The organism is uncultured Sphingomonas sp., from assembly GCF_964021865.1.
Classification (GTDB): Bacteria; Pseudomonadota; Alphaproteobacteria; order Sphingomonadales; family Sphingomonadaceae; genus Sphingomonas.
The window spans coordinates 19,980-45,773 of record NZ_CAXIAM010000010.1 but is presented as its reverse complement, the minus strand read 5'-3'; the positions used below and the strand labels follow the sequence as shown (position 1 = coordinate 45,773).

The following is a 25,794-nucleotide window of genomic DNA, read 5'->3' as shown; positions in this document are numbered from 1 at the left end:
GGCAGGGTGCGGGCAAGCGCCTAAAGCCGCGCGATGCCCGTCACCGCCAAGATCTGCGGCCTGTCCACGCCCGAAACGCTCGACGCCGCGCTGAAGGGCGGCGCGAGCCATGTCGGCTTCGTCGTCTTCCCGCCCTCGCCGCGCCACCTGACGCTCGACCGGCTCGCGGGGCTCGCCGCGCAGGTCCCCGCGCACGTCCGTAAGGTCGGCGTGTTCGTCGACCCCGATGACGAGCTGCTCGCCGCCACCGTCGCGGTCGGCACGCTCGACGCGATCCAGCTCCACAAGACCGCCCCGGCCCGCGTCGCCGCGCTCCGTCGCCTATCGTCGCGCGAGACATGGGCGGCGATCGCGGTGAAGACGCGCGCCGATCTCGCCAGCGCCGCGCATTATGCCGACGCCGCGGACCGCCTGCTCTACGACGCCAAGACCCCGGAGGGCGCGACGCTCCCCGGCGGCATGGGCCTGCGCTTCGACTGGCAGTTGCTCGACGGGTTCCGGCACCCACTGCCGTGGGCGCTGTCCGGCGGGCTCGACTCCGCCAATGTCGGCGAGGCGATCGCACGGACCCGTGCACCGCTCGTCGACGTTTCGTCGGGCGTCGAGTCCGCGCCCGGCGTCAAGGACGTGGACAAGATCGCCACCTTCCTGCAACGGGTCTCCGCATCATGAACGCACCCAATTCCTTCCGCGCGCAGCCGGACGAGCGCGGGCATTTCGGTCCCTATGGCGGCCGCTATGTCTCCGAGACGCTGATGCCGCTGATCCTCGACCTCGAGCGCGAGTATCGCGCCGCGAAGGAAGATCCGGCGTTCGCCGCACAGTTCGACGATCTGCTCGAACATTATGTCGGCCGTCCCTCGCCGCTTTACTATGCCGAGCGGCTGACCGACACGCTGCGCGATAGCGCGTCCGAGGGGTTGGGCGCACAGGTCTGGTTTAAGCGCGACGAACTGAACCACACCGGCGCGCACAAGATCAACAATTGCATCGGTCAGATCCTGCTGGCGATCCGCATGGGCAAGACGCGGATCATCGCCGAGACCGGCGCGGGCCAGCACGGCGTCGCGACCGCGACGGTCTGCGCGCGCTTCGGGCTGCCGTGCGTGATCTACATGGGCGCCAAGGACGTCGAGCGGCAGCAGCCGAACGTCTTCCGCATGAAGCTGCTCGGCGCCGAGGTGCGCGCGGTGGAAAGCGGCGCGCGCACGCTGAAGGACGCGATGAACGAGGCGCTGCGCGACTGGGTCGCCAACGTCCACGACACCTTCTACATCATCGGCACCGCCGCCGGCCCGCACCCGTACCCGGAGCTGGTCCGCGATTTCCAGAGCGTGATCGGCCGCGAGGCGCGCGCGCAATTGCTCGACCGCACCGGCCGTCTGCCCGACCTGCTCGTCGCTGCGATCGGCGGTGGGTCGAACGCGATCGGGCTGTTCCACCCGTTCCTCGACGACACCGATGTGAAGATGCTCGGCGTCGAGGCGGCGGGTGAAGGGCTGGAGGCGAAGCACGCCGCCAGCCTCGCGGGCGGCTTCCCGGGCGTCCTGCACGGCAACAAGACCTATCTGTTGCAGGACGACGACGGCCAGATCGCCGAGGCGCATTCGATCTCAGCCGGGCTCGACTATCCCGGCATCGGTCCCGAACATGCGTGGCTGAAGGACAGCGGCCGCGTCGACTACACTGCCGTCACCGATCGCGAGGCGCTCGACGCCTTCCAGCTGCTGTGCCGCACCGAGGGCATCATCCCCGCCCTCGAACCGTCGCACGCGATCGCCGCGGTGGCGCGCACTGCCAAGACCATGCCGCAGGATGCGATCATCCTCGCCAACCTGTGCGGTCGCGGCGACAAGGATATCTTCACCGTCGCCGAAGCGCTGGGAGTGCAGATATGACCCGCCTTGCCGACGCGTTCATCGCCGATCGCCCCGCGCTGATCTGCTTCGTCACCGCCGGCGACCCGTCGGTCGCCGCGACGCCCGCGATCCTCGACGCGCTGGTCGAGGGCGGCGCGGACGTGATCGAGCTGGGCATGCCGTTCACCGATCCGATGGCGGACGGCCCGGCGATCCAGGCCGCGAACATCCGCGCGTTAGGCGGCGGGATAACGACCGCCGATATCCTGCGCATCGCAAAGGATTTTCGCGCCCGCCATCCGCTCACCCCGCTCGTGCTGATGGGCTATGCCAACCCCATGTTGCGCCGGGGGCCGGAATGGTTTGCGACCGCGCTGCGCGATGCCGGGGTCGACGGCGTGATCTGCGTCGATCTGCCGCCCGAGGAAGACGATGCGCTCGGGCCGGAGCTGCGCGCGATGGGGATCAACTTCATCCGCCTCGCCACCCCGACCACGCGCGACACGCGCATCGCGCAGGTGCTCAACGGCGCCAGCGGCTTCGTCTATTACGTCTCGGTCGCCGGGATCACCGGCAAGCAACAGGCGCAGCAGACGTCGATCGATGAGGCGGTCGCGCGGCTGAAACAGGCCACCGACCTGCCGGTCGCGGTCGGCTTCGGCGTCCGCACCCCCGAACAGGCGCGCGCGATCGGTCGCGTCGCCGACGGCGTGGTGGTCGGCTCGGCGATCGTCGAGATCGTCGCCGAACATGGCGCCGCTGCCGCCGCGCCGGTCGCCGCCTATATCAAGACGTTGTCGGCCGCGCTTGCCGACGCACGAAAGGTTTCCGCATGAGCTGGCTCAGCAACGTCCGCAACGCCTTGTCGGGAATCGTCCCCGGCGGCGCCAAGGCGCAGACCCCCGATCACCTCTGGCACAAGTGCAAGGGGTGCGGGACGATGGTCTTCACCAGGGAGCTGGAGGAAAACCTCTACGTCTGCCCGACCTGCGACCATCACGAGCGGATCGGCCCGTCGCAGCGGTTCGAGCATCTGCTCGATCCGGCCAGCATCGACGTGCTCCCCGCGCCGCGCTCGACCGAGGACCCGCTCAAGTTCCGCGATTCGAAGCGCTACGCCGATCGCCTCAAGGCGGCGCGCGCCAGCACCGGCGAGCAGGATGCGTTCGTCAACGCGCGCGGCACGATCGACGGCCACCGGGTCGTGATCGGCGTGCAGGATTTCGCGTTCATGGGCGGTTCGATGGGCCAGGCGGTCGGCGAGGCGTTCATCCAGGGCGTCGAGACCGCGGTGAAGGACCGCGCGCCCTTCATCGTCTTCACCGCCTCGGGCGGCGCACGGATGCAGGAAGGCATTCTCAGCCTGATGCAGATGCCGCGCAGCACCGTCGCGATCCAGATGCTCCACGACGCCGGGCTGCCCTATATCGTCGTGCTCACCGATCCGACTTCGGGTGGCGTCATGGCGGCCTATGCGATGCTGGGCGACGTCCACATCGCCGAGCCGAAGGCGACGCTGGCGTTCACCGGCCGCCGCGTGATCGAAAGCACGATCCGCGAGAAGCTGCCCGACGATTTCCAGACCAGCGAATATTATCTGGAGCACGGCATGATCGACATGGTCGTCCACCGCCGTGACCTGCGTGCGAAGCTGGCGACCGTGATCGGCTACCTCTGCGGCGAACGGAAAGCCGCCTAACCCCCCTCCCCTTCAGGGGAGGGGCCGGGGGTGGGGGACTCCAACCGTCGTTCGCGAAAAATGCCCGCGGACAGGAATTAGGTCCAACCGTGACGAGATCATCACGCCCTAAAGCGTGATAACGTCAGCGTCACCCGTCATTGCGAGCGGAGCGAAGCAATCCAGAGCCGGACCAAGACGCCCTGCGTTGCTTCGCTACAATCGCAATGACGATCGGTATATTCGCCCTCACGTCTTAATGATCTAGAACGCATGCAGCAAAATCAGTGTTACGCTGCGAAAGACAGTAACGCGGTAGGTAAAGCCGGATGGATCACACCCCGAAAACCGCCGATCACGCCGTCTCCACCGACGCCGCCGTTCAGGCGCAACTCGACCGGCTCTGGTCATTATCGCCCGGCGCAGACGTGCTCGGGCTCGACCGGATCACGCGCCTGCTCGCGCGGCTGGGCGACCCGCACCGCGCGTTGCCGCCGGTCTTTCACGTCGCCGGCACCAACGGCAAGGGCTCGACCTGCGCCTTTCTGCGCAGCGCACTGGAAGCGGCGGGGCACCGCGTCCATGTGTACACCAGCCCGCATCTGGTCCGCTTCAACGAACGCATCCGCATCGCCGGCCGGTTGATCGACGACGCCGCGCTTTCAGCGCTGCTCGCGGAGGTACTCGATCAGGCCGACGGCATAGGGGCGAGCTTCTTCGAGATCACCACCGCCGCCGCCTTCCTCGCCTTCGCGCGCACGCCGGCCGATGCCTGCGTGATCGAGGTCGGGCTCGGCGGGCGGCTCGACGCCACCAACGTCCTGTCCGCGCCGGTCGCGTGCGGCATCGCGGCGCTCGGGATCGATCATCAGGCCTTCCTCGGCGACTCGCTCGAACAGATCGCTGCCGAGAAGGCGGGAATCGCGAAAGCCGGCGCACCGCTGGTGACGATGCACTATCCGCCCGACATCGCCGCGCCGATCGCGCGCGCTGCCGCCGCGTGCGGCGCGCCGTGGTACGCGCTCGACGAAGCATGGCGCTTCACCACCGGCGGCAACCGCCTCCGCTACAGCGACGCCACGGGCGCGCTCGACCTTCCGCTTCCAACGCTACCCGGCGCGCATCAAAGCGCCAATCTTTCGCTCGCGGTCGCGATGATCCGACATCAATCAGCCGTGTCGGTGCCGGCATCGGCGCTTGGGGTCGCGGCCACCGCGACGCATTGGCCCGCGCGCCTGCAACGGCTCTCCTCCGGGCCGCTCACCGCCATTCTAGGGTCGGTGCCGGTATGGCTCGACGGCGGACACAATCCCTCCGCCGGTCAGGCGATCGCCGTCTCGCTCGCACGGCTGACCGACGCTCGGGACGCGCGTCCGCTGACGGTCGTCGTCGGGATGCTCGCCAACAAGGACGCTGCCGGATTCATCGGCCCCTTCGCGGCGGCGATCGACACGCTGGTCGCCGTACCAGTCCCAGGGCACGCCTGCCACGCGCCAGCTGACCTGCTCACCGTCGCAGCCAGGCTCGGCATTCCGCACGGTGAAATCGCTGCGGACACTCGCTCGGCGCTGGCGCACATCGCCGCACGCCCGGCTCGACCGCGGGCGGTGTTGATCGCCGGGTCGCTATACCTCGCCGGTGAGGCGTTGAGCGCCAACGACGAAGCGCCCGACTGACGTTAAATATGCGATTGACTTGCAATAGCGGACGGGCGACCTTGCGCGGGCAAGAGGAGTCGCCTGTTCATGACCCAGCTTCCCGCCCCTGTTCTTACCACCAACGCGCTGCCGCACGCGCTGCCCGAATGCCCCAACGCGCGCGTCGTGCTTTTCGCGATGCGCCGTATGGGGGCCAACGGCCTCTCGGACGCGCGCGCCGCGCACGGTTTCTTCACCAGCTTCGGTGAGGCGTTCCGCCGCCCGCTCCTTCTGATGCGGGCGTTGATGGCCGATCTTGCCGGCACCGCGACGGTGCCGATCGCCATCGCGCCATGCTGCTGCGCGCGGATGACCGCGTCGGAGCAGGTGTTGCTCGCCATCCTCGCGCGCGTCGAAACCCGCCCCGACAGCGCGCGCCTGCTGATGCAGGATCTGCTGGGGCAGCGCCACGTCGACGGCGTCCTCGCCAGCGCCGCAGCGCTCGCCGCCGCCTTCGCCGACGAGGGTCGTCCGGTCGCCGTCTAGCCGGCGGCCCCGTCGCGCGCGTCGCCCGGCCCTTCGGTGCCCGCGCTCCCGACCGAGCGATCGACCAGCCCCGACCGGCTCATCCACCAGAACAGCGCGACGCCCGGCAGCGCCAGCACCACGGTCAGCAGGTAGAAATTGACGTAGCCGACCCGTTCGACGATCGCCCCGGCGCTCGCCCCGGTGACGATCCGCCCCACGACGCTGGCGGCGGCGGAGATCAGCGCATATTGCGCGGCGGTGAAGCGCAGATCGCACAGCGCCGAGAAATAGGCGACCACCGTCACCCCGCCGATCCCCGAGGCGATGTTCTCGAACGTCATCGCGCCGGCCAGCCCCACCGTGCTGTGTCCTGCCGCGGCCAGTGCCGCGAAGCTCGCGTTGGACACCGCCATCAGCACCAGACTGATCAGCACGGACCGCTTCAGCCCCAACCGCGCATACATGACACCGCCGAGGAAAATACCGATCAAATACGCCCAGAAACCGACCCCGACGTCGTACAAGGCGATCTCGTCATTGGTAAATCCGGTGTCGTTGAGTAACAGGCGCAGGACGAGCTGCCCCAGAGTGTCACCGATCTTGTGGATCAGGATGAACAACAGCACGACGATAGCCCCCGGACGCGCAAAAAACTGCACGAACGGCCGCCAGATCGCCGCAAGTGTGTGCCCGACCCCGCGCCGCGGCTCAACATCGCGGTGCCGTCGTGGCTCCCCGACGATCAAACCTGCGACCATCGCCGGCAAGGCGAGTGCCGCTGTCGACAGGTAAGCGGCGGTCCACCCGTGCCGCGCCGCCACGAACAGTGCCAGCGACGCCGCCCCTGCCGACCCGATCCGCCACCCGTACTGGCTCATTCCCGACCCGACGCCCAACTGGCGCGGCTCCAGGATTTCAATGCGATAGGCATCGATCACGACGTCGAAGGTCGATCCCGCGACCGCGACCAAGATCGCCGCGGTCACTGTCGCCCCGATGCTCGCGCGCGGATCGACCAGCGCCAGATTAGCCACCGCCGCGACCACCAGCACGCCCGCGACCAGCAACCACGACACCCGCTGTCCCAGCGCGCCGAGCACCGGCAGCCGCACACCGTCGATCACCCACGCCCATAAGAATTTTATATTGTAGACAAGAAACGCGAGGCTGAACGCCGTCACCGTCTTCTTGTCGATCCCGCTTTGCGCCAGCCGCGTGGTCAGCGTCGCCGCGATCATCGCATAGGGGAAGCCCGACGACACACCCAGCGCGAACGCGGCGAGCGGTCCGCACTCCAGATACGGGCGGACACCATCCACCCAGGTCCGTCCGTCCGTTCGCGCCGCCATCCACATCGCCTTCGTTAAGCCTGTGGTGGGCTTAGCGCGAAATCGCGATCAGGTAAGCCCGGTCATCGACGGCCCGCCGCCGAACAACCGCAACCCGCCCGGCACCCGTGGCGGCGCCTTCCCCGCTGCGGCCGACTCGATCGCATCAATCGAACTCAAAAGGTCGCGCGGCGTATAGGGTTTGGCGAGACACCCCACCGCCACGCCCTCGGCATCGGCCGGGCAGCTTCCCGTCACGAATAGCACCGGGATGCCGCGCGCCGTGGCCGAACGCGCCACGTCCAGCCCGCTGCCGTCCGCCAGCCTCACATCGACCAGTACGAGATCGATCGCGGCACCGCTCTCCAGCAGCCGCACCGCATCCGCGACCCGGTCGACCGTCGCGACCACATCGAAGCCCTGATCGCTGAGCAGATGCTCGGTATCGAACGCCACGAGCGGCTCGTCCTCCACCACCAGCAGCTTCTCGATGGATCGCTGTTTCCGCCCGAACAACATCGCTTGTTTCGCCCCGGTATCGTCTTCTTCGCTCAACACGGCTGGAGCAATTTATGTCCCGGCTCTTTGCGCACTTGCCCGACGGCGGACGATCACGGTCCTTGTTGCGGACGAGCACAGACCGTAAGCGACCCTGATGGCCGACGAACGTTCCCCACACCGCATCGCCAAGCTGCTCGCCCGCGCCGGCGTCGCCTCCCGGCGCGAGGTCGAGCGGATGATCGCCGAGGGACGCGTCGCAAAGGATGGCGTCACGCTGGATACACCCGCTACGATCCTCCCCTCGCTCGACGGCGTGACCGTCGACGGAGAGCCGGTCGCCGCGGCCGAGCCGACCCGGCTCTTCCTCTTCCACAAGCCCACGGGCGTGCTCACCGCCGAGCGCGACCCGGCGGGGCGTGCGACGATCTACGACCGGCTTCCAAAGGATTTGCCGCGGCTCGTGCCCATAGGCCGGCTCGATCTCAACACTGAGGGGCTGCTGCTGCTCACCACCGATGGCGAGTTCAAACGCCAGCTCGAGCTCCCGTCCACCGGGGTCGAGCGCAGCTACCGCGCCCGCGCCTATGGCCAGATCAGCCAGGCGCAGCTTGAGGATCTGATTCACGGTATCGAGATCGACGGCATCCGCTACGGCGCGATCGATGCCAATCTCGAACGCCGCACCGGCGCCAACGTCTGGATCGAGATGACGCTGAGCGAGGGGAAGAACCGCGAGGTACGTCGCGTGCTGGAACATCTTGGCCTGCGCGTCAGCCGGCTGATCCGGACCCGTTATGGCCCGTTCGTCCTCGGCGACCTTCCGGTCGGCGACATCGGCGAGGTGCGCGTCGCGGACCTGATCGCGTTCCGCCAAACCCTGAAGGCCGCCGCACGCCAGCGCCCGCCGGTCGCCGATGTCGCCGTGCCGGGCATCCGTCGTACGTCGGCACCGCGGCAAGCGCCGTCCGCTCGCCCGGCCCAACCCAATATCCCCCGGCCGCCGCGTGCCGCCTCGGGCGCACCCATTCGGCCAGCGGGTGCGCCGCCGCGACCGGCGCGAGCCGCCTCCACCGCACCCCGCCCGACGCCGAAGCCCGCTGCGCCTGCCGCCGACGATCAGACGCTCACCCCGCAGCGTCCGGTGCGCATCAAGCGTCAGCCGGGCTGGGCCAAGCCGAAACCCAAGCCCGGTGCCCGGCCGCGTTCGGGCGGTCCACGGGGACGCAAGTGAGGATCATCGCCGGCAAGTGGCGCGGTCGCCCGCTCACCGCCCCAAAAGGCGACGCGACCCGCCCCACTGCGGACCGCACGCGTGAGGCGCTGTTCTCGATGCTGACCAGTCGCGTCGGCAGTTTCGAGGGGCTGGCCGTAGCGGACCTTTTCGCGGGCTCCGGCGCGCTCGGGCTCGAAGCATTGTCGCGTGGCGCCACCACCTGCCTGTTCGTCGAGCAAGACAAAACGGCGCTCGATGCCTTGCGCGCCAACGTCGCAAAGCTCGGCGCGACGGGTGCGGACATCCGGCCGGCATCGGTCATGGCGCTCGGCCCGGCACGCGCGCCGCTCGACGTCGTGATGATGGACCCGCCCTATACGACCGGCGCGGGAGCGGTGGCTGCGGACAAGCTGGCGCGATTGGGCTGGATCGGCCCGGCGACCTGGGTTTCGATCGAAACCGCCAAGGGCGAAGGGGACGTGCCGCCCGGCTTCGTGGTCGACGCCGACCGCACGCATGGTCGCGCACGGCTGTTACTGCTGCGGCTCGGCTGAACTTCAGGCGGCGACTGCGCGCGGCCGCATCGCCACCAAAGCGATCAAACTCACCAGCGACATCGCCGCCAGATAGCCGCCGACCAGCGACAGCCCACCGTGCCGCGCCAACGTTTCGGCCGCGACCGGCGTCAACCCGCCGCCTATGATACCGGCCATATTGAACGCGAGGCTGACGCCCGTATAGCGCACCCGCGCCGGGAACAGCCCTGGCAACCATGCGCCGAGCGGTCCATAGACAAAGCCCATCGCGAACAACGCCAGCGCAAGGCTGGCGAAGATCAACACTAACGATCCCGATCCCAGCCCCGGTGCCAGCACGAAGCCTGCCACCACCGCGAACACGCATCCCCAGGTCAAGACATGCCGCGCGTCGCGCCGGTCGGCCCAGATGCCCGACAGAACGATCCCGACGGCCATGAACAGGATCGCCCCGAGCTGCATGGACAGGATCGTCGGTCGCGCGATCCCCAGCCGCGTGGTGGCGTAACCCAATGCAAACGCGGTCGCGATATAATAGACCGCGAAGCACGCGATCGCGCCCGCCGTTCCGCCGAGCGCGGCGCGCCAGTGGTCGCGGAGCAGTTCGCCCATCGGCACGGCGGGGGGTGGGCCCTCCTCCAGCACCTGCGCAAAGGCCGGGGTCTCAGCGATCTTCAGCCGCACCCAAAGCCCGAGCCCGACCAGCACGATCGACAGCACGAAGGGAATGCGCCAACCCCAGGCGGCGAAGTCCTCCGCGCTCATCGCCAGCCCCAGCAACAGGAACAACCCGTTGGCGGCGATGAACCCGACCGGCGCGCCCAGTTGCGGCACCATACCATAGCGCCCGCGCCAGCCCGGCGGCGCATTCTCCACGGCCAGCAGCGCCGCGCCGCCCCACTCTCCACCGAGACCGAAGCCCTGCCCGAACCGCAACAGGCACAGCAGCACCGGCGCCAGATAACCCGCCTGCGCATAGGTCGGCAGGAAAGCGATCGCGAGCGTCGAGCCGCCCATCAGCATCAGGCTGACGACCAGCGTCGATTTGCGCCCGATCCGATCGCCGTAATGGCCGAACGCCCACGCCCCGACCGGTCGCGCGAAGAACGCCACCGCGAGACTGGCATATGCCGCAAGCAGTTGTGCCGACGGATCGCCCGCCGGAAAAAACAGCGGCCCGAACACTAGCGAGGCAGCCGTCGCGTAGATGTAGAAATCGTAGAATTCCACCGACGTGCCGACCAGGCTGGCGAGCAGGATGCGGCGATGCGACGCGCCCGCCGCCGGGGCGGGCAAAGGTGAAACGGCCATCATCCCTTTCCGCGCGCCGGTCGCCCGACGTCAACGCACAAAAATATGTCGTTGCAGTCACGAAATCGGGTTTCGAAGACACATGACAGCAATGTTGACGGGTTAGAGGACGAATGTGCGAGGCAGCCTTACGGCGCGCATTGCATATTGCCGGGCTTCCCCCCCTCGCCCGGCCATTCCCTGAACTACGGGGCGGTCCCGCGTGGCCGCCCCGATTTTTCAGCGCGACAAGGCATCGCGCAACTGCGCCTTGTTCATCCTGGATCGGCCGGCGATCCCGCGCTTCTGCGCCTCGGCATATAGCTCCTCACGGGTGTAGTGATCGCGTACTTCCGCAGTCTTTTCCGCAATATCGTCCGGCTGCGCCGAAAACTGCCGTCCCTTGCGCGTATCTGAACGCTTCTTGGCAGTCGTCCGGGCATATTCCGGGTCGGAGAGCGATTCGAGCGCCTTCTTCGGCAGATATCGCTCGCCCGTCTTGCCGCTCTGCTTGCCCGATTTGGTCCCCCACTCCTCCTCGGTCCACTGATGCAGCGAATTGTCGGCGTCCTTGCCGCCCTTATAGCCTCCGCCGCGCTTCTTGTATTCGGCGACCGCCATCTGCGCCTTGCGCGCCGACCATTGCCCCTTCTTCCCGCCTTTCGACCCGGAGGTGACCTCTTCCTTCACCTTTTCCCACAAGGCGGGATCGGTCTTTTCGGCGGTCTCAGACATCGACTGCACCTCCTGCCCGACAAACCCGTCCCGCACCGAAAAGACGCAAGCTCAACTCGCGGAAACGAAGCTGTCCATCACCCGCTTGCGCCCGGCCTGCTCGAAATCGATCTCCAGCTTGTTGCCCTCGATCTCCGCGATCGCGCCATAGCCGAACTTCTGGTGGAACACGCGCTGCCCCACGGAGAGGTCGCCGCGCCCCTTGTTGCCGAGGCTCACCGCGGAGGCACGACTCTCCACCACCCGCACCGGCTCGCGCGTGAACGTGCGGCTGGACCAGTCGCCGCCCGGCTTCGTGCCGAGCGTTCCCGCGGCGCGCTGCCATCCCGGCCCGCGGCCGGTGCCCCGCGCCACGTCGGCGAACGGATCGGCGCGCTCCGACCAGTTGGCGCGCCACAGGCTCTCACCCCCTGACATGCTGGTCTCGCTCTCGACATGCTGCGGAGGCAGCTCGCCGACGAAGCGCGACGGGATCGAACTGGTCCACTGGCCATAGATGCGGCGATTGGCGGCGTGCAGGATCGTCGCCGAACGCCGCGCGCGCGTGATCGCGACATAGGCCAGCCGCCGCTCCTCCTCCAGCGAGCGCGTTCCCCCTTCGTCGAGCGCCCGCTGCGACGGGAACAATCCCTCTTCCCAGCCGGCGAGGAAGACGGTGTCGAACTCCAACCCCTTGGCGGCATGGATCGTCATGATCGTCACCTTGGGATCGTCGCGCGTCGCCTCATTGTCCATGACGAGGCTGACATGCTCCAAAAACGCGCCGAGGCTTTCGTATTCCTCCATCGCGCGCACGAGCTCGGTCAGGTTCTCCAGCCGCCCTGCCGCCTCGGTCGACTTCTCCGCCTGGTACATGGCGGTATAGCCGCTCTCGTCGAGGATCTGCCGCGCCAGCTCAGGATGCGGCAGGTCGCGCGCCATATCGCGCCACCGCGCCACGTCGCCGACGAACCGTCCCAGCGCCTTGCGCGCCTGCGGGGTCAGCTCATCGGTGTCGAGAATGCGCGCCGCCGCGATCGACAGCGGCAGTCCTTCGGCGCGCCCGAGTTGATGCAGCTTGGCGATCGCCTTGTCGCCCAGCCCGCGCTTGGGCGTGTTGACGATCCGCTCGAACGCCAGATCGTCGGCGGGCTGGTTTACGACGCGCAGATACGCCAACGCATCTCGTATCTCGGCACGCTCGTAGAAGCGGAAGCCGCCAACGATCCGATACGGCAACCCGACCGCGATGAAGCGGTCCTCGAACTCGCGGGTCTGATGCTGCGCGCGGACGAGGATCGCGACCTCATCGAGGCTCTTGCCCGATCGCTGCACCGCCTCGATCTCGTCGCCAACGCGTCGCGCTTCCTCCGGGCCGTCCCACACGCCCAGCACGCGCACCTTCTCGCCCGCGTCCAACTCGGTCCATAATTCCTTGCCGAGCCGTCCGCCATTATGAGCGATCACCCCCGATGCGGCGCCGAGGATGTGCGGGGTCGATCGGTAATTCTGTTCCAGCCGGATTACCTTGGCACCGGGAAAATCCTGTTCGAACTTCAGGATGTTCTCGACCTGCGCCCCACGCCACGAATAGATCGACTGATCGTCGTCACCGACGCAGCAAATGTTGCGCCGCTCCTGCGCCAAAAGCCGCAGCCAGAGGTACTGGACCGAGTTCGTATCCTGATATTCATCGACCATGATGTATCGAAAGCGCTGCTGGTATTGCTCCAGCACGCTACGGTCGCGCTTCAAAATCGTCAGAACGTGGAGCAGCAGGTCGCCGAAATCGCAGGCGTTCACCGCCTTCAGCCGCTCCTGATATTGCTGGTACAGCTCGCCGCCACGCCCGTTCGCGTACCGCTCGCTCTCCCCGGCATCGATGTCGGCGGGTACTAAGCCCTTGTTCTTCCACTCGTCGATCAATCCGGCGAGCGAGCGCGCGGGGAAGCGCTTCTCATCGATGTCCGCAGCGAGCACGAGTTGCTTGAGCAATCGCAACTGGTCGTCGGTGTCGAGAATGGTGAAATTGCTCTGCAAACCCACCAGTTCGGCATGACGCCGCAGCATCTTCGCGCCGATCGCGTGGAACGTGCCCAGCCACGGCATCCCCTCCACCGCATCGCCCACCAGCCGCCCGACTCGCTCACGCATCTCACGCGCGGCCTTGTTGGTGAAGGTTACCGACAGGATTTCCGAAGGATAAGCGCGTCTGGTCCACAGCAGATGCGCCAACCGGGCTGTCAGCGCGGCAGTCTTGCCGGTACCCGCTCCGGCCAGCACCAGCACTGGCCCGTCGGTTGTCAGCACCGCGTCACGTTGCGGGGCGTTGAGCCCGGCCAGGTAGGGCGGGTCCTGCGTAGCGGCGGAAAGATCGGTCACGCCGAACAGGTAGGGAACGCGCGCGCCGCGGGCAAGCGAAACGGCGGATAGTTACAGTAATGCAGGCGTCTTCAGCCAGACGCAGCGCCGTAAAGCACCGCGTCTAGGCGCGAGCACGTCGGCACCCAGGCCGCGCCGGCAAGTCGCCCGCCTCGATGCAGAGGCGACGCATGTTGCGGCCGCCGAACCAACCCAGGAGTACCACCGATGAAACGACTCGACTTCGCCGCGCTTGCGGCAATGCTGACATTCGCCATTTCGCCCACGGCCGCGTTTGCCGATGCGGATCGCCTACCGCTCACCGCGCGGATCACCGTTCGCGATCTCGATCTCACCACCGACGTCGGTCAGCGGAAGTTTCGGCAGCGCGTGGATCGCGCCGCCGCGAGCACCTGCGGCGTCGGCATGAGCATCAGAGAGCGGCTGGACGTGCTGCGTTGCCACGCTGAAATGCGCAAAGACGCGCAGATCCGGCTCGCGGCACTCACGCATAGCCACAAGGTCGAGGTGGCGGCGCTTACCTCCCGCTGACCGTGACAAGGGCCGGATGCCGCAGGGGAGTCCGGCTCTTGCTGCGATTTGAGTGAAGAGGAACGTCGTGACGAAGACGCCATTTCTTGACGCCGGGCGCTTCGATGGTTCGCCTGTGTTCGAGGTTGCCAAATTGCGACTGAAAAAGCCGTTATTCTTCTTCCGGATACCGCATGCGCGGCCTTTCGTGTACGGGTCTTTTCCTGTCGCGATCCAGCAGCGGCGCACCTCTTCGTCGTACCGGCATTCTCAAACAGTCGTCCGACTTATTGATCCACTTTATTCGCCGACGACTGACTGAGATCGGCGATAGGTCATCAAACTGTCACGCTTCACGCCGACAGCACGACTCGTCATGGCATCCAATGTCCTTGAGGCGTCGCCTTCGTCACCGCCCGCGGCAACGCGATCGTTTGACGGTCCAGTCCATCCATTCGCCCGTTTCGCGTTCCTGGCGGTTGTCATCCTGGGGTTCGGCTATGCCGGGATCAGCGTCCTGATCGACACCCAGCAGGTCGGTGAGCAGCTTGCTATCGGCGTTTTTGCGTTTCTCGGCCTCGCGCTGCTGATCGCGCTGGGGTTCGAGTTCGTCAACGGCTTCCACGACACAGCCAATGCGGTCGCGACCGTCATCTATACGAACGCGCTGCCCGCACATTTTGCGGTCGTATGGTCGGGCTTCTTCAACTTCCTCGGCGTCATGCTGTCGTCCGGAGCGGTCGCTTACTCGATCATCACGCTGCTCCCGGTCGATCTGATACTGAATGTCGGCTCAGGCGCCGGGTTCGCGATGATTTTCGCGCTGCTGTTCGCGGCGGTGCTGTGGAATCTGGCGACATGGTATGTCGGCTTGCCCAATAGCTCGAGCCATACGCTGATCGGGTCGGTGCTGGGCGTCGGTCTCGCCAACCAGTTGCTGACCAGCGGCAGCGGCGGCACCTCGGGTGTCGACTGGACGCAGGCGACTAAGGTGCTGACCGGGCTCTGGATGGCGCCGCTGATCGGGTTCGGGGCGGCGGCGCTGTTGCTGCTGGTCATCCGCCACATCGCGCGCAATCCGCAACTCATGACCCCGCCGGAGGGCGATACGCCGCCCCCGCGCGGCATCCGTGCGCTGTTGATCTTTACCTGCACCGCGGTGTCGTTCAGCCACGGGTCGAACGACGGCCAGAAGGGCATGGGCCTGATTATGCTCATCCTGATCGGCTGCGCGCCGACCGCCTACGCGCTGAACCGCACCCTGCCCGCGAGCGAGACACCTGCCTTTGTCCAGAGCGCTAATGACGCGCGGACGACGCTGACCGGGCACGGAGCATTGCCGGTCGACCTTGTGAAAGCGCGAGAAGTTCTCCGTGACTCATTGAAAAAGCGTGATGTGCTGAACGGACGCACCTACGGGGCTGTGATCGCCGTGTCAGACGATCTGGCCCGCCGCGTCGGCAGCTATCGTTCATTGAGCCAGGTCCCCGCCAGTGCCGCGCCCAATATCCGCAACGACATGTACCTGGTGATGGACACGACGCGGATGATCACCTCCGCCAATCATCATGGCTTCAACGATGGCGAAAAAGCGGTGCTCAACGACTATCGCACCCGGCTTGAGCGCGGCACACGCTTCATCCCGCTGTGGGTCAAGGTGGCAGTGGCACTGGCGCTCGGGCTCGGCACGATGGTCGGCTGGAAGCGGATCGTCGTCACCGTCGGCGAGCGGATCGGCAAACAGCACATGACCTATGGCATGGGCGCGTCGGCAGAACTGGTGGCGGCGGGTACGATCCTGGCCGCCGATCGCTTCGGCTTGCCGGTGTCTACGACTCACATTCTGTCGTCGGGTGTCGCTGGCGCCTCGGTGGCGAGCGGACACGGGCTGCAACGCCGTACGCTGATCCAGCTTGCTGCTGCCTGGCTGATGACGCTGCCGGTGGCGATGCTGCTCGCCGGCGGGCTGTACTGGTTGCTGCTGACGATCGTCAGGACCGCCGGACTTTAGTTCTGGCCTAGCCGTCGCGACGAGTGAAGGGAAAGACAGTCGCGACCGCCTTGATTAGCTGGGCTGTCAAGCGGGTTGGCCGAGCGACGCGGCAGGGTTCCAACGCTACACGTAAAGTGTGCGCGAGAAGCGCCCCTTATGTCAGCTCTCGACGGAAAGCAGCGTCACGCCGGCGTAACGCTCCTCGCCCGGCACGAACAACTCACTTGGCTTGAACCGCCGCGGCGTGATGCGCAGCGACGTGAGCCCCGCCAGTTTGAAAGCGCCGATCTTCGGCTCCTTTGGCGGCTGCCCGTCACGCTCCAGCGTCAGCGCGTCGAGGTAGATCTCGCCGTGCTTGGTGTAGAGGATATGCGGCGCCAGCGTGACGCTGCCACGATTGTACATCGCTGCGATCGCCTGCAATTTGACGATCGCCTCGAAGACGACGGGAACGGTATCGGGCACCGCCGGCGCAGGCCGGCTCTCGGTTTCGGCACTCATCGCGCGGCCCATAGCCGATTGCGCCGCACCGCAGCAAGATTGACGTGGGAAACGCTGCGTTCCCACGCCGGACATTCAGGGCTCGCGAAGCAACTTTTGTGCGAAGTACGTCATTTGCAGCGCCTGTAATCGGGCTCCCTGCTCGATGTCGGCGTCACCGGAGTGGCCACCCGCCGTATCCTCGTAAAACAGATAGGGCAGCCCGTATTCCTTGAGCCGCGCCGCGAATTTGCGTGCATGCTGCGGGCCGACACGATCATCCTTGGTGGTTGTCCAAATATATGGCTCGGGATACGCGACGCCGCGCTTGATATTGTGGTAGGGTGAAATTCGACGCAGGAATGCCCGTTCCTCCGGCACCGACACCGATCCATATTCGTCGACCCACGACGCGCCAGCCGCGATCTGTTCGTAGCGTAGCATGTCGAGCAACGGCACCTGGATGGTCACCGCTCTCCATAATTCCGGGTGCTGATTGAACTCGACTCCCATCAGCAGCCCGCCATTCGAGCCGCCATAGATACCGAGCTTCGCCGCACTGGTGAAGCGGCGAGCCATCAGATCTCTGGCGACCGCAGCGAAATCGTCGTAGATCACCTGGCGCTTGGTCTTGCGCCCGGCGTCGTGCCATGCGGGACCGAACTCGCCACCACCGCGGATATTGGCGAGCACGTAAGCCCCCCCACGCTCCAGCCACAATTTGCCGGTGATCGCCGAATAGCTGGGCAGCATCGGCAGCTCGAAGCCGCCATACGCCGTCATGATCGTCGGCGTGCTGCCGTCGCGCGGCGCATCGCCGCGATGGACGATGAAATATGGAATTTTCGTTCCGTCGCTCGATGTCGCCTCGAATTGATCGGCGACGAGGCCGGCCGCGTCGAACTTTGCAGGTAGCGCCTTGACCGGTGTCGGCGGCGCAGCGGTTCCTGCGACGAAGCGCGCAAGCGTCGTCGGGGTCAGAAAGCCCGTCGTCACCAGAAAGGCGTCGTCGTTGCGGTCGCTGGTCCCGGCGATGCCGAAGCTGGCGTTGTCGGGAAGCGCCATCGGCTGGGCGCGCCAGCCGGCGGCGGTCGGCGTGTAAACGGTGATCCGACCGCGTACGTTGTCGGTATAATCGAGGATCAAGTGATGCCGGGTGGCGTCGACGCCGCTTACCGCCTGGCGAGCTGTCGGCGCGAAAATCAGTGTCGGCGCCATCCGCCCGGCTTCGAGTTCCTTCAGCGGCACCGAGGCGACACCGCCGGTCGGGATCGGCCCCCACGGCTCGCTGGTCGTGAAAATGACGCGGCCGTCGATCATCGCCGCAGGCGCGGTCCGCGCCGGGAGATCGAGCTTCGTCACCCCCGCCGGCGTCCACAACAGCCGCTCGGCGCCGAAGAAGGTCTTTCGCCGCTCGATGAAGACCGCGCGATTGCCGACCCCGTCGGTGATCACGCTGGCGTAACTGCCGAGTTGATCGTCAGGTGCGCCACGAAAGACTTCCACCGCCTCCGCCAATGGTTGGCCGCGCGTCACCTTCTTGACGACGAACGGATAACTCGATGCGGTCATCGTGCTCGCCCCCCAGTCGCGGCTGACCAGCAACGTGTCCTTGTCGAGCCAGACCGCGCCCTGCTTCGAGGTCGGCAGCACGAAGCCGTCGGCCACGAACCGCCCGGCCGCAAGGTCGAATTCGCGATAGGTGATCGCATCCTCTCCGCCTTCGGACAGCGCGAGGAGGCACAGCCGCTCTTCAGGCATAAGGCAAGTCATGCCCTTGTAGACCCATTTGCGCCCTTCCGCCGCGCTGAGCGCGTCGACGTCGAGGAGCGTGCGCCAGGCCGGTGTCGGGGCCGCGTACTCCTCGATCGTCGTCCAGCGGAGAATGCCCTGCGGATGATCGGCGTCTCGCCAGAAGTTGACGATCCGTCCCATCACCTGCTGCGGCATCGGAATGCGATCCTTCGCCGCGGCGATCGCCAGCGCTTCGGAATAGAATTTGCCGTAGCGTGGATCGTTCTGAAGTCGCGGGAGCGTCCGTGCATTCTCGGCGGCAACCCACGCCTGCGCACGCGAACCGTCCTTGTCCTCAAGCCAGATATAGGGATCGGTCTCTGCCGCGCGCTGCGCCCAGGCAGTAGCCGCCATCGTCAACGCCACACCTGCCAGCAACCAACCGATCCGACTGCGCTTCATCCCTGTCGCTCCGTTCGCCATCGTGGTGTTGTGCGACACCATCCCAGCGGGAACAACCCCGGCGTCGAAGCGTCAACCGCCCAGCATGATCGATCCGCAACGCGCCGCCGATGGCCTTCCCCTACCGAGGCGCTACGCGGCGATCGATGCGCTCTCGTTCGGGACCGCCTTGGTGATCATCGACGGCGGCGTCGCCAACGTCGCCTTGCCCACCATCGCGCGAGACCTGCATGTCGGGTCATCGTCGGTGGTGGCGATCGTGACCGTCTACCAGCTGACGCTGGTCATGCTGATGCTGCCGTTCGCCGGTCTGGGCGATCGGATCGGCCTGAAGCGCATGTACCAGCTCGGGCAAATGATCTTCACGATCGCCACGTTGCTGTGCTTCTTCGCCAAGAGCCTGCCCTTCCTGCTGATCGTCCGGGCGGTTCAGGCCGTCGGGGCCGCCGGGGCGCTGGCCGTGGCCTCGGCGCTGATCCGCCAGACCTATCCCTCGGCGCAGCTCGGACGCGGATTGGGGATTAACTCGGTCGTCGTTGCGTCGTCGGCCGCCGCGGCGCCGACCATCGGCGGTCTGGTGCTGTCGATCGCACCGTGGCCGTGGGTATTCGCCAGCGCGATCCCGTTTGCGGTCGCTTCGTTGCTGCTCGGTCGCGCGCTGCCCGACCCGGCCCCGCGCGACCGCCCCTTCGATGCGATCGGCGCGGTGCTGTGCGCTTCGATGTTCGGGCTCATCATCGGCGGTGCCGAAAGCGCGGTACATGGCGACAGCCCCGTCGTGTCATTCGCGATCGTGGTGCTCGGGTTCGTGATCGGCCGCTTCTATATTCGCCGCGAGCGGGGTTCGACGCAGCCGATCCTTCCGGTCGACCTATTGTCGCGACCGGTGATCGCGCTGTCGACGATCGGCGGCTTCACGGCCTTCACCGCATCGATGACGCTGCTGCTGTCGACGCCGTTCCGCCTGACACACAGTTATGGCATGTCCGCCGCCGCGGTCGGCGCGGTGATCGCGCCGTGGCCGCTGACCAACATGATCGTCGCGCCGCTGATGGGCTGGCTCTCGGATCGGATACCGGCGGGGTTGCTGGGCGGGATCGGCATGGCGATCTCGACCACCGCCTTGCTGTTGCTTGCCTTCATGCCCGCCGATCCTTCGTGGTTCGACATCGCATGGCGCATGTCGCTGTGCGGGGCCGGGTTCGGCACTTTCCTGCCGCCCAATGCCCGGCTCATCATCGGTTCAGCGCCGCGCGAGCGGGCGGCTGCGGCGGGCGGGTTGGTCAGCACCGTACGTCTGGTCGGACAGACGACCGGGGCAACGGTGGTGGCGGGGCTGCTGGCGCTTGGCGTCGGCGCCGGATCGACACCGCCGCTCGTTGCCGCCGGACTGGCGGTGATCGCCGGCCTATGCAGCCTGGCGCGGTTGCGGCCGTCGATCCGCGATCCGGAGCGCGGCGAAACCGAAGACGTGCAACCCGCCGCCGCGGTCCGCTGACCGGTCAGCCGCGAGCGCCGATCCACGCCAGCCACAGCCATCCAGCGATCAGCAACGTCCCGCCGACGGGCGTGATCGCCCCCAGCCAACGCGGCAGGCCGAGCGCCATCAGGTACAAGGTGCCCGCAAAGATCGCACCACCGGCCAGGAAAAGCCATGCCGGCCCACGCGCCTCGAACCGCACGGCGAGCAACGCCGCGAGCGCATGGACGAGCTGATAATGCGCGCCGGTCTTCAACCACTCGACCGCCGTACCCGATGCGCCGTGCGCACCAAATGCGCCGGCGGCGACCGCCAAGGCGCCCGACAATGCCGCCAGCACGACGATCATATTCACGATCGCTCTCCCCCGCCCCACGGATGATGTTCGGCGATCATCGCGCGTGCGGCGCGTGGATCGGCGGCCTCGATCTGGATGCGAAGCCGCTCCTTGTCGCTCGCGCGATACATCTGCTCGGCGCGGTCGATATCGCCGGGGGCGATGTCCAGCCCGGCCATCGCAAGCCGCGCCATCTTCACGGCCGATTCCAGCACCTCCCGCACCACCGCGCGGGCCGGACCGTTCTTCAGCTTGACCAGCGCGCGACGGTCATAGGCGCGAACATAGAGGGCCGCCTTCGGGAACGCCTCGTGGATCGCCTCCAACTGGTCGAGCGACAATTGGTCACCGTCCATGCAGAACAGGATCAGCTCCGCCTCTCCTGCCCCCGCCTGGCGCAACAGATCGAGCCGGGTGCCATCGCCATAATAGACCTTGGAACCAAGCTCCCCGGCGATGTCGATCATCTCGATATCGGTGTCGATCAGCGTGACCGGGATATCCTGCGCCATCAGCATCTGCCCGACCGTCTGGCCGAAGCGACCGTAGCCGACGATGATCGCGTTCGCTCCGTCCGCCTTCGGGCCGTCGCGATCGCTCTGCGCGGCGATCGGTTCCTCGCGGAACCGGCGCGTGAACATCATGAGGAACGGCGTCGTCGCCATCGACAGCGTGATGATCGCCCCGAACAGGCTCGCGGCGTCGGGGGCGATCAGAAGCGCCTGTTGCGCCTGCGCCAGCAGCACGAACCCGAACTCACCGCCCTGGCTGAGCAACAGCCCGAGCGCGAGCGCCTGTCTCCAGCCCATCCGGAACGCCAGCCCGAGCACGGTGATGATCGCGGCCTTGGTCGCGATCAGCGCGGCAGCCATCGCGATCACGAATACCGGTCGATCGGCGATCGCTTCCAGATTCAACATCATGCCGACCGCAAGGAAGAACAGCCCCAGCAGGATGGCGCGGAACGGCTCGACATCGGTTTCCAGCTCGTGCCGGTACGGGCTGTCGGCGAGCATCACGCCGGCGACAAACGCGCCGAGCGCGGTGGAAAGACCCAGCCGCTCCATGACCGCCGCGGCGGCGATCACCGTGAACAGCGCGGCGAACACGAACATCTCGCGCTCACCCAGATGCCCGATCAACCGGAACAGCGGGCGCAGCACGAAGCGGCCGGCGGCGACCAGTCCGACGATCGCCAAGACCGTATAAAGCCCCAGCAACCAGCCCTCGGGTCCGCTGGTCGCGGCGGGATTGCGGCTCATCGCGGCGATGATCGTGATCATCGGGATGATCGACAGATCCTGGAACAGCAGGATCGAGAAGGCGCGCTCCCCGAAGGGCGTGCGCAGCCGGCCGGAGGATTGCAGCATCGGCAGCACCTGCGCGGTCGACGACAATGCGAGCGGCATACCGACCGCCAGCGCCGCGGCCAGCGAGAAGCGCGCGGCAAGCGCCAGGATCGCCGCCAGCGCGATGCCGCAGGCGACGACCTGGATCAGCCCGAGACCGAAGATATCTTCCTTGAGCCGCCACAGCCGCTGTGGGCTGAGTTCAAGCCCGACGATGAACAGCAGCAGCGTGATGCCGAGTTCGGCAAATCCCAGCTTCGCCTCCGCCCCGCCGACCAGCCCGAGCAGATGCGGCCCGACCACCGCCCCCGCGACGAGAAAGCCCAAGGTCGCGCCGAGGCCCAGCCGACGGAACAGCAGCACGAACGCCAGCCCGCTTCCGAGCAGGATCGTGCCGTCGCGGATCATCGAAAGGTCGGCGTGTTCCATCAGCTACCCCGCGCGGCGCGTGCCCGATCGGCCGCGTCGGCCGCGGCCTCGAACGCGAGGCGGATCGACGGATGCCGTGCCGTCAGCTTCAGTCCGGGCGTGAACAGCTCGAGACCCGGCCAGTCGGGCACGGCGCCCTCGCCCGCCAGCCAGTGCGTCAGCGCGTCGCGCGCCTCGACGAGTTCCTCGACCGAGCGGCCAACCGCATGGCGGGCGAGCAACGTCGAGGATGCCTGGCCGAGCAGGCAGGCGCGGACCTGCGTGCCCAATGCCGCGACGCGGCCGTCGTCGCCGAGCTGGACGTCGACGGTCACGCGGCTGCCGCAGATCGGCGAGCGGCGCTCGGCGGAACCGTGCGCATCCGGCAGGCGATCCGGGAACGGATTGCCGATCGCCAGGGCGCTGATCTCGGGGGTGTAAAGGTCGAGGCTCATGAGGGTCGGTCGCCTTGGCGGGAGGGGGTGCGCGGGCCGAACACCGGCTGCCCCTTGCGGCGGCGATCGACGAAATCGGCCACCGCGCCGCTGGTCGCCACCAGCAGCGGGAAGGTACGCGCGTTCTTGACCCACGCCGGACGCCGCGCCGGACCACCGCCGGTGAGATCCAGCATCAGGACGAGGAACAGGAAGGCGAGGCTGGCGAGGATAAGGCCCTTGAGCGCGCCGAAGCCGAAGCCGAGCGCGCGGTCGATCGGCCCCAGCACCGAGGTGCGCGTCCGCGCCGAAATCGCGTTGATGATCAATCGACTGACCAGATAGGTGCCGCCGGTCAGCAGCACGAACGCCAGCACCGCCGCACCGGACACGCTGGCGATCGATCCCGCCAACGCCTTCGACAGCGGCAGATGGAAGATCTTGAGCGCAAAGATCATCGCCACCCACGCGAACAGCGCCAGCACCTCACCGACGAACCCGCGCCGCGCGCCGCCGATCGCGGTGAGCGCGACCAGTACGAGGACGGCAATGTCGAGCGGTTCGAGGTTCATGCCCCCTCCTTATGGCCCGATCCCGCGATCGGCTAGGGCCGGATGTTGGCGAAGGTAGCGCAAAACGGTGGTTGCGCCGCTGCTCCGGGCGACGGTTGCTGCCCCGCCGGACCGCCAGCCTGCCCGATGTTGGACGCTGTAGGACAGCATTGTTCATCCACGCCCGAGCAGATGATCGACGAATTGGCCCAGCGTCCGAAAGGCGGATTGCCGCATCGCACCGCGCTCGACCGCCGCCGGAAGCAGCGCGCGCTCGAACCCGAGCTTGGCCGCTTCCTTCAATCGCAGCGGCGCATGGGCGACCGGACGCAACTCACCCGACAGCGCGATCTCGCCGAACGCGACCGCGTCGGCAGGCACCGGGCGTTCGCTGAGCCCCGAGACCAGCGCCGCAGCGACCGCAAGATCGGCGGCCGGATCCTGGATGCGATAGCCGCCGGCGACGTTGAGATAGACTTCGCACGTCGAGAAGCTGAGCCCGCACCGGGCCTCCAGTACCGCGAGGATCATTGCCAGCCGCGCTGAGTCCCAGCCGACCACCGACCGACGCGGCGTCGCGCCGCTCGCCACCCGCACGACCAACGCCTGGATCTCGACCAGCACCGGCCGTGTACCCTCCAGCGCCGGAAACACGGTCGCCCCGGTCACGCCTTCGTCACGCTGCGTGAGAAACAGCGCGGAAGGGTTTGATACCTCGACCAATCCGTCGCCTGCCATCGCAAAGACCCCGATCTCGTCGGTGCCGCCGAAGCGATTCTTGAGGCTGCGCAGGATGCGGTACTGGTGGCTGCGCTCGCCCTCGAAGCTGAGCACCGTGTCGACCATATGTTCGAGCACGCGCGGGCCGGCGATCGTCCCGTCCTTGGTGACGTGACCGACCAACACCACGGCGGTGCCGCGTTCCTTGGCGAAGCGGATCAGCTCCTGTGCGGTGGCGCGCACCTGGCTGACCGTACCGGGTGCACCCTCGATCAGATCGGAATGCATCGTCTGGATCGAGTCGATCACCAGCAGCCGCGGCGGCGTGCCATGCCCCAAGGTCGTCAGGATGTCCCGCGTGGATGTTGCCGCCGCGAGCCGCACCGGGGCGTCGCCAAGCCCCAATCGTTGCGCGCGCAGGCGCACCTGGTCCGACGCCTCCTCCCCGGAGACATAGGCGACATCATGACCGGCGCGCGCCAGCGCGGCAGCCGCCTGCAACAGCAAGGTCGACTTGCCGATCCCCGGATCGCCGCCGATCAGCGTCGCCGATCCCGCCACCAGCCCGCCGCCCAGCGCACGGTCGAATTCCGCAATTCCGAAGGGCAGCCGGTCGGGCAGCACCGATTGCGCGTCAAGCGCGGTCATCGCAATCATCCGCCCGCCGCCTTGCAGATTATGCTTTGCCTGGAACGGCGTAGCGTTGAGCGGCGCTTCCTCGACCAGCGTGTTCCATTCGGAGCAATCCACGCACTGCCCCTGCCAGCGATGACTGACGGATCCGCACGACTGGCAGACAAATCTTTTTTGAACCTTCGCCATTGTTTGCACCTAGCGCATCAGGAACGATCAGGGAACATACTTAAGGTGAACAAGACGTTCATCGCAGGGCAAGGCGGATTGTCACAAAACCGGAACCCTGTTCGGGGCCGACCGTTTGCTCCCGACCTAGATTTTGCCAACGAGTAAAGGAGTTCCTCGTGAAGCATTTCGCCGTTCTCGCCCTGGCCTCTGCTGCGCTGATCCCCGGCGCCGCCCTTGCACAGGCCCCGGCCCAGGCACCCGCGGCCGGCCAGACCACCGCAGCGGCGGGCGCCGCCGTCACCACCGGTGCGACCGTCTACGACACGTCGGGCGGCGTGGTCGGCACGGTCGAGTCGACCGACGGCACCAACGCCGTCGTCAATACCGGCACCGTAAAGGCCGCAATCCCGCTGACGTCGCTCGGCAAGGGTGCGCAGGGACCGGTGCTGGCGATGACCAAGGCGCAACTGGAGGCCGCCGCCGGCCAGCAGCAGGCGCAGGCATCGGCCGAATTCAAGTCGAAGCTGGTGCCCGGTGCGACCGTCTACGGCACCGGCGGGACGCAGTTGGGCACGATCAAGTCGGTCGACGCCAGCGGCGTGACGCTGACCACCACCGATGGTGACGCGGTGTTGCCGGTGACCGGCTTCGGTCCGGGACCGCAAGGCATCGTGCTCGGCATGACCGCGGCGCAGTTGAAGGCGGCGATGTCGGCCGCGGCACCGGCAGCGGGCGCGACGGCGGCGGCGGGTGCCGCCACCGAGGCAACGACCGCGACCGCCGACACGGCGGCAGCGGTGACGACCGAGACCGCGGCACCGGCGAAGTCCAAGCGCAAGCCGCGCTGAGTTGGGTGGCGGCGGGGC

The 25,794-nt window shown here is 67.1% G+C and carries 24 protein-coding genes; 12 read left to right on the top strand and 12 right to left on the bottom strand.

Features of this window, described 5'->3' with window-relative positions; all coding sequences use genetic code 11:
- The first annotated feature begins 33 nt into the window (after positions 1 to 33).
- From AADI75_RS04420 to AADI75_RS04395, 6 genes are all read left to right on the top strand, one after another.
- A complete protein-coding gene (locus AADI75_RS04420; RefSeq protein ID WP_341207834.1) occupies positions 34 to 672 on the top strand; it encodes a phosphoribosylanthranilate isomerase in 639 nt (212 codons plus the stop codon).
- Positions 669 to 1,898 carry a tryptophan synthase subunit beta gene (trpB, locus tag AADI75_RS04415; protein WP_341207833.1) on the top strand — a complete coding sequence of 410 codons (1,230 nt, stop codon included), beginning with the start codon at positions 669 to 671 and terminating at the stop codon, positions 1,896 to 1,898. Before AADI75_RS04420 ends, trpB begins: the two co-directional genes overlap by 4 nt.
- Entirely contained in the window at positions 1,895 to 2,695 is an 801-nt protein-coding gene (trpA, locus tag AADI75_RS04410; protein WP_341207832.1) for a tryptophan synthase subunit alpha, read from the top strand. The genes trpB and trpA overlap by 4 nt, the downstream gene beginning before the upstream one ends.
- Positions 2,692 to 3,558: an acetyl-CoA carboxylase, carboxyltransferase subunit beta gene (gene accD / locus AADI75_RS04405; RefSeq protein WP_341207831.1), complete on the top strand. Its 867-nt coding sequence runs from the start codon at positions 2,692 to 2,694 to the stop codon at positions 3,556 to 3,558. Before trpA ends, accD begins: the two co-directional genes overlap by 4 nt.
- Before the next feature lie 308 nt (positions 3,559 to 3,866).
- Entirely contained in the window at positions 3,867 to 5,213 is a 1,347-nt protein-coding gene (locus tag AADI75_RS04400) for a folylpolyglutamate synthase/dihydrofolate synthase family protein (RefSeq protein ID WP_341207830.1), read from the top strand.
- A 69-nt stretch (positions 5,214 to 5,282) separates the two neighbouring features.
- Positions 5,283 to 5,720: a DUF6628 family protein gene (locus AADI75_RS04395; RefSeq protein ID WP_341207829.1), complete on the top strand. Its 438-nt coding sequence runs from the start codon at positions 5,283 to 5,285 to the stop codon at positions 5,718 to 5,720.
- Here the strand turns inward: AADI75_RS04395 and AADI75_RS04390 are convergent.
- Together AADI75_RS04390 and AADI75_RS04385 are read right to left on the bottom strand one after the other, a co-directional pair.
- Positions 5,717 to 7,051 carry an MFS transporter gene (locus tag AADI75_RS04390; RefSeq protein ID WP_341207828.1) on the bottom strand — a complete coding sequence of 445 codons (1,335 nt, stop codon included), beginning with the start codon at positions 7,049 to 7,051 and terminating at the stop codon, positions 5,717 to 5,719. The two genes, AADI75_RS04395 and AADI75_RS04390, sit on opposite strands and share 4 nt — an antisense overlap.
- A 48-nt stretch (positions 7,052 to 7,099) precedes the next feature.
- Positions 7,100 to 7,549: a response regulator gene (locus AADI75_RS04385; protein ID WP_341207869.1), complete on the bottom strand. Its 450-nt coding sequence runs from the start codon at positions 7,547 to 7,549 to the stop codon at positions 7,100 to 7,102.
- Between the two features lie 136 nt (positions 7,550 to 7,685).
- Here AADI75_RS04385 and AADI75_RS04380 point away from each other — a divergent pair, with 136 nt between their 5' ends.
- Positions 7,686 to 8,762 carry a pseudouridine synthase gene (locus AADI75_RS04380; RefSeq protein WP_341207827.1) on the top strand — a complete coding sequence of 359 codons (1,077 nt, stop codon included), beginning with the start codon at positions 7,686 to 7,688 and terminating at the stop codon, positions 8,760 to 8,762.
- The gene (rsmD, locus tag AADI75_RS04375; RefSeq protein ID WP_341207826.1) at positions 8,759 to 9,298 is read left to right on the top strand and encodes a 16S rRNA (guanine(966)-N(2))-methyltransferase RsmD; all 540 of its coding nucleotides are present in this window, start codon (positions 8,759 to 8,761) and stop codon (positions 9,296 to 9,298) included. Before AADI75_RS04380 ends, rsmD begins: the two co-directional genes overlap by 4 nt.
- Positions 9,299 to 9,301: 3 nt before the next feature.
- Here the strand turns inward: rsmD and AADI75_RS04370 are convergent, their stop codons facing one another.
- The 3 genes from AADI75_RS04370 to AADI75_RS04360 form a co-directional block, all read right to left on the bottom strand.
- The gene (locus AADI75_RS04370) at positions 9,302 to 10,591 is read right to left on the bottom strand and encodes an MFS transporter (RefSeq protein ID WP_341207825.1); all 1,290 of its coding nucleotides are present in this window, start codon (positions 10,589 to 10,591) and stop codon (positions 9,302 to 9,304) included.
- A 219-nt stretch (positions 10,592 to 10,810) separates the two neighbouring features.
- Positions 10,811 to 11,305 carry a DUF5872 domain-containing protein gene (locus AADI75_RS04365; RefSeq protein ID WP_341207824.1) on the bottom strand — a complete coding sequence of 165 codons (495 nt, stop codon included), beginning with the start codon at positions 11,303 to 11,305 and terminating at the stop codon, positions 10,811 to 10,813.
- A 51-nt stretch (positions 11,306 to 11,356) separates the two neighbouring features.
- Positions 11,357 to 13,666 carry a UvrD-helicase domain-containing protein gene (locus tag AADI75_RS04360; protein WP_341207823.1) on the bottom strand — a complete coding sequence of 770 codons (2,310 nt, stop codon included), beginning with the start codon at positions 13,664 to 13,666 and terminating at the stop codon, positions 11,357 to 11,359.
- A 207-nt stretch (positions 13,667 to 13,873) separates the two neighbouring features.
- Here AADI75_RS04360 and AADI75_RS04355 point away from each other — a divergent pair, with 207 nt between their 5' ends.
- Positions 13,874 to 14,197: a UrcA family protein gene (locus AADI75_RS04355; RefSeq protein WP_341207822.1), complete on the top strand. Its 324-nt coding sequence runs from the start codon at positions 13,874 to 13,876 to the stop codon at positions 14,195 to 14,197.
- A gap of 355 nt (positions 14,198 to 14,552) precedes the next feature.
- Positions 14,553 to 16,187, top strand: coding sequence for an inorganic phosphate transporter (locus AADI75_RS04350; RefSeq protein WP_341207821.1), 1,635 nt, complete (start codon positions 14,553 to 14,555; stop codon positions 16,185 to 16,187).
- A 141-nt stretch (positions 16,188 to 16,328) separates the two neighbouring features.
- Here AADI75_RS04350 and AADI75_RS04345 read toward each other — a convergent pair whose 3' ends face one another.
- Both AADI75_RS04345 and AADI75_RS04340 read right to left on the bottom strand, forming a co-directional pair.
- Entirely contained in the window at positions 16,329 to 16,670 is a 342-nt protein-coding gene (locus tag AADI75_RS04345; RefSeq protein WP_341207820.1) for a hypothetical protein, read from the bottom strand.
- Positions 16,671 to 16,745: 75 nt separating this feature from the next.
- Positions 16,746 to 18,797: a prolyl oligopeptidase family serine peptidase gene (locus AADI75_RS04340; protein WP_341207868.1), complete on the bottom strand. Its 2,052-nt coding sequence runs from the start codon at positions 18,795 to 18,797 to the stop codon at positions 16,746 to 16,748.
- Between the two features lie 133 nt (positions 18,798 to 18,930).
- Between AADI75_RS04340 and AADI75_RS04335 the strand changes: the two genes are divergently transcribed.
- Positions 18,931 to 20,343: an MFS transporter gene (locus AADI75_RS04335; protein WP_341207819.1), complete on the top strand. Its 1,413-nt coding sequence runs from the start codon at positions 18,931 to 18,933 to the stop codon at positions 20,341 to 20,343.
- 4 nt (positions 20,344 to 20,347) lie between these two features.
- Here AADI75_RS04335 and AADI75_RS04330 read toward each other — a convergent pair whose 3' ends face one another.
- From AADI75_RS04330 to radA, 5 genes are all read right to left on the bottom strand, one after another.
- Complete coding sequence (locus AADI75_RS04330; protein ID WP_341207867.1) at positions 20,348 to 20,674, bottom strand: DUF423 domain-containing protein; 327 nt, start codon at positions 20,672 to 20,674, stop codon at positions 20,348 to 20,350.
- Between the two features lie 2 nt (positions 20,675 to 20,676).
- Complete coding sequence (locus AADI75_RS04325; protein WP_341207818.1) at positions 20,677 to 22,440, bottom strand: cation:proton antiporter; 1,764 nt, start codon at positions 22,438 to 22,440, stop codon at positions 20,677 to 20,679.
- Positions 22,440 to 22,874 (bottom strand): iron-sulfur cluster assembly scaffold protein, encoded by a 435-nt coding sequence (locus tag AADI75_RS04320; RefSeq protein ID WP_341207817.1) that lies wholly within the window; start codon positions 22,872 to 22,874, stop codon positions 22,440 to 22,442. Before AADI75_RS04320 ends, AADI75_RS04325 begins: the two co-directional genes overlap by 1 nt.
- Complete coding sequence (locus AADI75_RS04315) at positions 22,871 to 23,425, bottom strand: CvpA family protein (RefSeq protein WP_341207816.1); 555 nt, start codon at positions 23,423 to 23,425, stop codon at positions 22,871 to 22,873. Before AADI75_RS04315 ends, AADI75_RS04320 begins: the two co-directional genes overlap by 4 nt.
- A gap of 153 nt (positions 23,426 to 23,578) precedes the next feature.
- Positions 23,579 to 24,946, bottom strand: a complete 1,368-nt coding sequence (radA, locus tag AADI75_RS04310) for a DNA repair protein RadA (RefSeq protein WP_341207815.1) — start codon at positions 24,944 to 24,946, stop codon at positions 23,579 to 23,581.
- 158 nt (positions 24,947 to 25,104) lie between these two features.
- On the opposite strand from radA, the gene AADI75_RS04305 reads away from it, so the two are divergent.
- Positions 25,105 to 25,776 (top strand): hypothetical protein, encoded by a 672-nt coding sequence (locus tag AADI75_RS04305; protein ID WP_341207814.1) that lies wholly within the window; start codon positions 25,105 to 25,107, stop codon positions 25,774 to 25,776.
- The last annotated feature ends 18 nt before the right edge of the window (positions 25,777 to 25,794 follow it).

What these genes read in the sequence shown, in the direction of transcription:
- AADI75_RS04335 (WP_341207819.1), top strand. Translation starts at nt 18,931, where the DNA reads ATGATCGATCCGCAACGCGCCGCCGATGGCCTTCCCCTACCGAGGCGC.
- AADI75_RS04340 (WP_341207868.1), bottom strand. Translation starts at nt 18,797, where the DNA reads ATGGCGGCTACTGCCTGGGCGCAGCGCGCGGCAGAGACCGATCCCTAT.
- AADI75_RS04390 (WP_341207828.1), bottom strand. Translation starts at nt 7,051, where the DNA reads ATGGCGGCGCGAACGGACGGACGGACCTGGGTGGATGGTGTCCGCCCG.
- AADI75_RS04350 (WP_341207821.1), top strand. Translation starts at nt 14,553, where the DNA reads ATGGCATCCAATGTCCTTGAGGCGTCGCCTTCGTCACCGCCCGCGGCA.
- AADI75_RS04345 (WP_341207820.1), bottom strand. Translation starts at nt 16,670, where the DNA reads ATGAGTGCCGAAACCGAGAGCCGGCCTGCGCCGGCGGTGCCCGATACC.
- AADI75_RS04315 (WP_341207816.1), bottom strand. Translation starts at nt 23,425, where the DNA reads ATGAACCTCGAACCGCTCGACATTGCCGTCCTCGTACTGGTCGCGCTC.
- radA (WP_341207815.1), bottom strand. Translation starts at nt 24,946, where the DNA reads ATGGCGAAGGTTCAAAAAAGATTTGTCTGCCAGTCGTGCGGATCCGTC.
- AADI75_RS04320 (WP_341207817.1), bottom strand. Translation starts at nt 22,874, where the DNA reads ATGAGCCTCGACCTTTACACCCCCGAGATCAGCGCCCTGGCGATCGGC.
- AADI75_RS04325 (WP_341207818.1), bottom strand. Translation starts at nt 22,440, where the DNA reads ATGGAACACGCCGACCTTTCGATGATCCGCGACGGCACGATCCTGCTC.
- AADI75_RS04395 (WP_341207829.1), top strand. Translation starts at nt 5,283, where the DNA reads ATGACCCAGCTTCCCGCCCCTGTTCTTACCACCAACGCGCTGCCGCAC.
- AADI75_RS04370 (WP_341207825.1), bottom strand. Translation starts at nt 10,591, where the DNA reads ATGGCCGTTTCACCTTTGCCCGCCCCGGCGGCGGGCGCGTCGCATCGC.
- AADI75_RS04355 (WP_341207822.1), top strand. Translation starts at nt 13,874, where the DNA reads ATGAAACGACTCGACTTCGCCGCGCTTGCGGCAATGCTGACATTCGCC.
- AADI75_RS04385 (WP_341207869.1), bottom strand. Translation starts at nt 7,549, where the DNA reads ATGTTGTTCGGGCGGAAACAGCGATCCATCGAGAAGCTGCTGGTGGTG.
- trpA (WP_341207832.1), top strand. Translation starts at nt 1,895, where the DNA reads ATGACCCGCCTTGCCGACGCGTTCATCGCCGATCGCCCCGCGCTGATC.
- AADI75_RS04365 (WP_341207824.1), bottom strand. Translation starts at nt 11,305, where the DNA reads ATGTCTGAGACCGCCGAAAAGACCGATCCCGCCTTGTGGGAAAAGGTG.
- trpB (WP_341207833.1), top strand. Translation starts at nt 669, where the DNA reads ATGAACGCACCCAATTCCTTCCGCGCGCAGCCGGACGAGCGCGGGCAT.
- AADI75_RS04330 (WP_341207867.1), bottom strand. Translation starts at nt 20,674, where the DNA reads ATGATCGTCGTGCTGGCGGCATTGTCGGGCGCCTTGGCGGTCGCCGCC.
- AADI75_RS04380 (WP_341207827.1), top strand. Translation starts at nt 7,686, where the DNA reads ATGGCCGACGAACGTTCCCCACACCGCATCGCCAAGCTGCTCGCCCGC.
- AADI75_RS04420 (WP_341207834.1), top strand. Translation starts at nt 34, where the DNA reads ATGCCCGTCACCGCCAAGATCTGCGGCCTGTCCACGCCCGAAACGCTC.
- AADI75_RS04400 (WP_341207830.1), top strand. Translation starts at nt 3,867, where the DNA reads ATGGATCACACCCCGAAAACCGCCGATCACGCCGTCTCCACCGACGCC.
- accD (WP_341207831.1), top strand. Translation starts at nt 2,692, where the DNA reads ATGAGCTGGCTCAGCAACGTCCGCAACGCCTTGTCGGGAATCGTCCCC.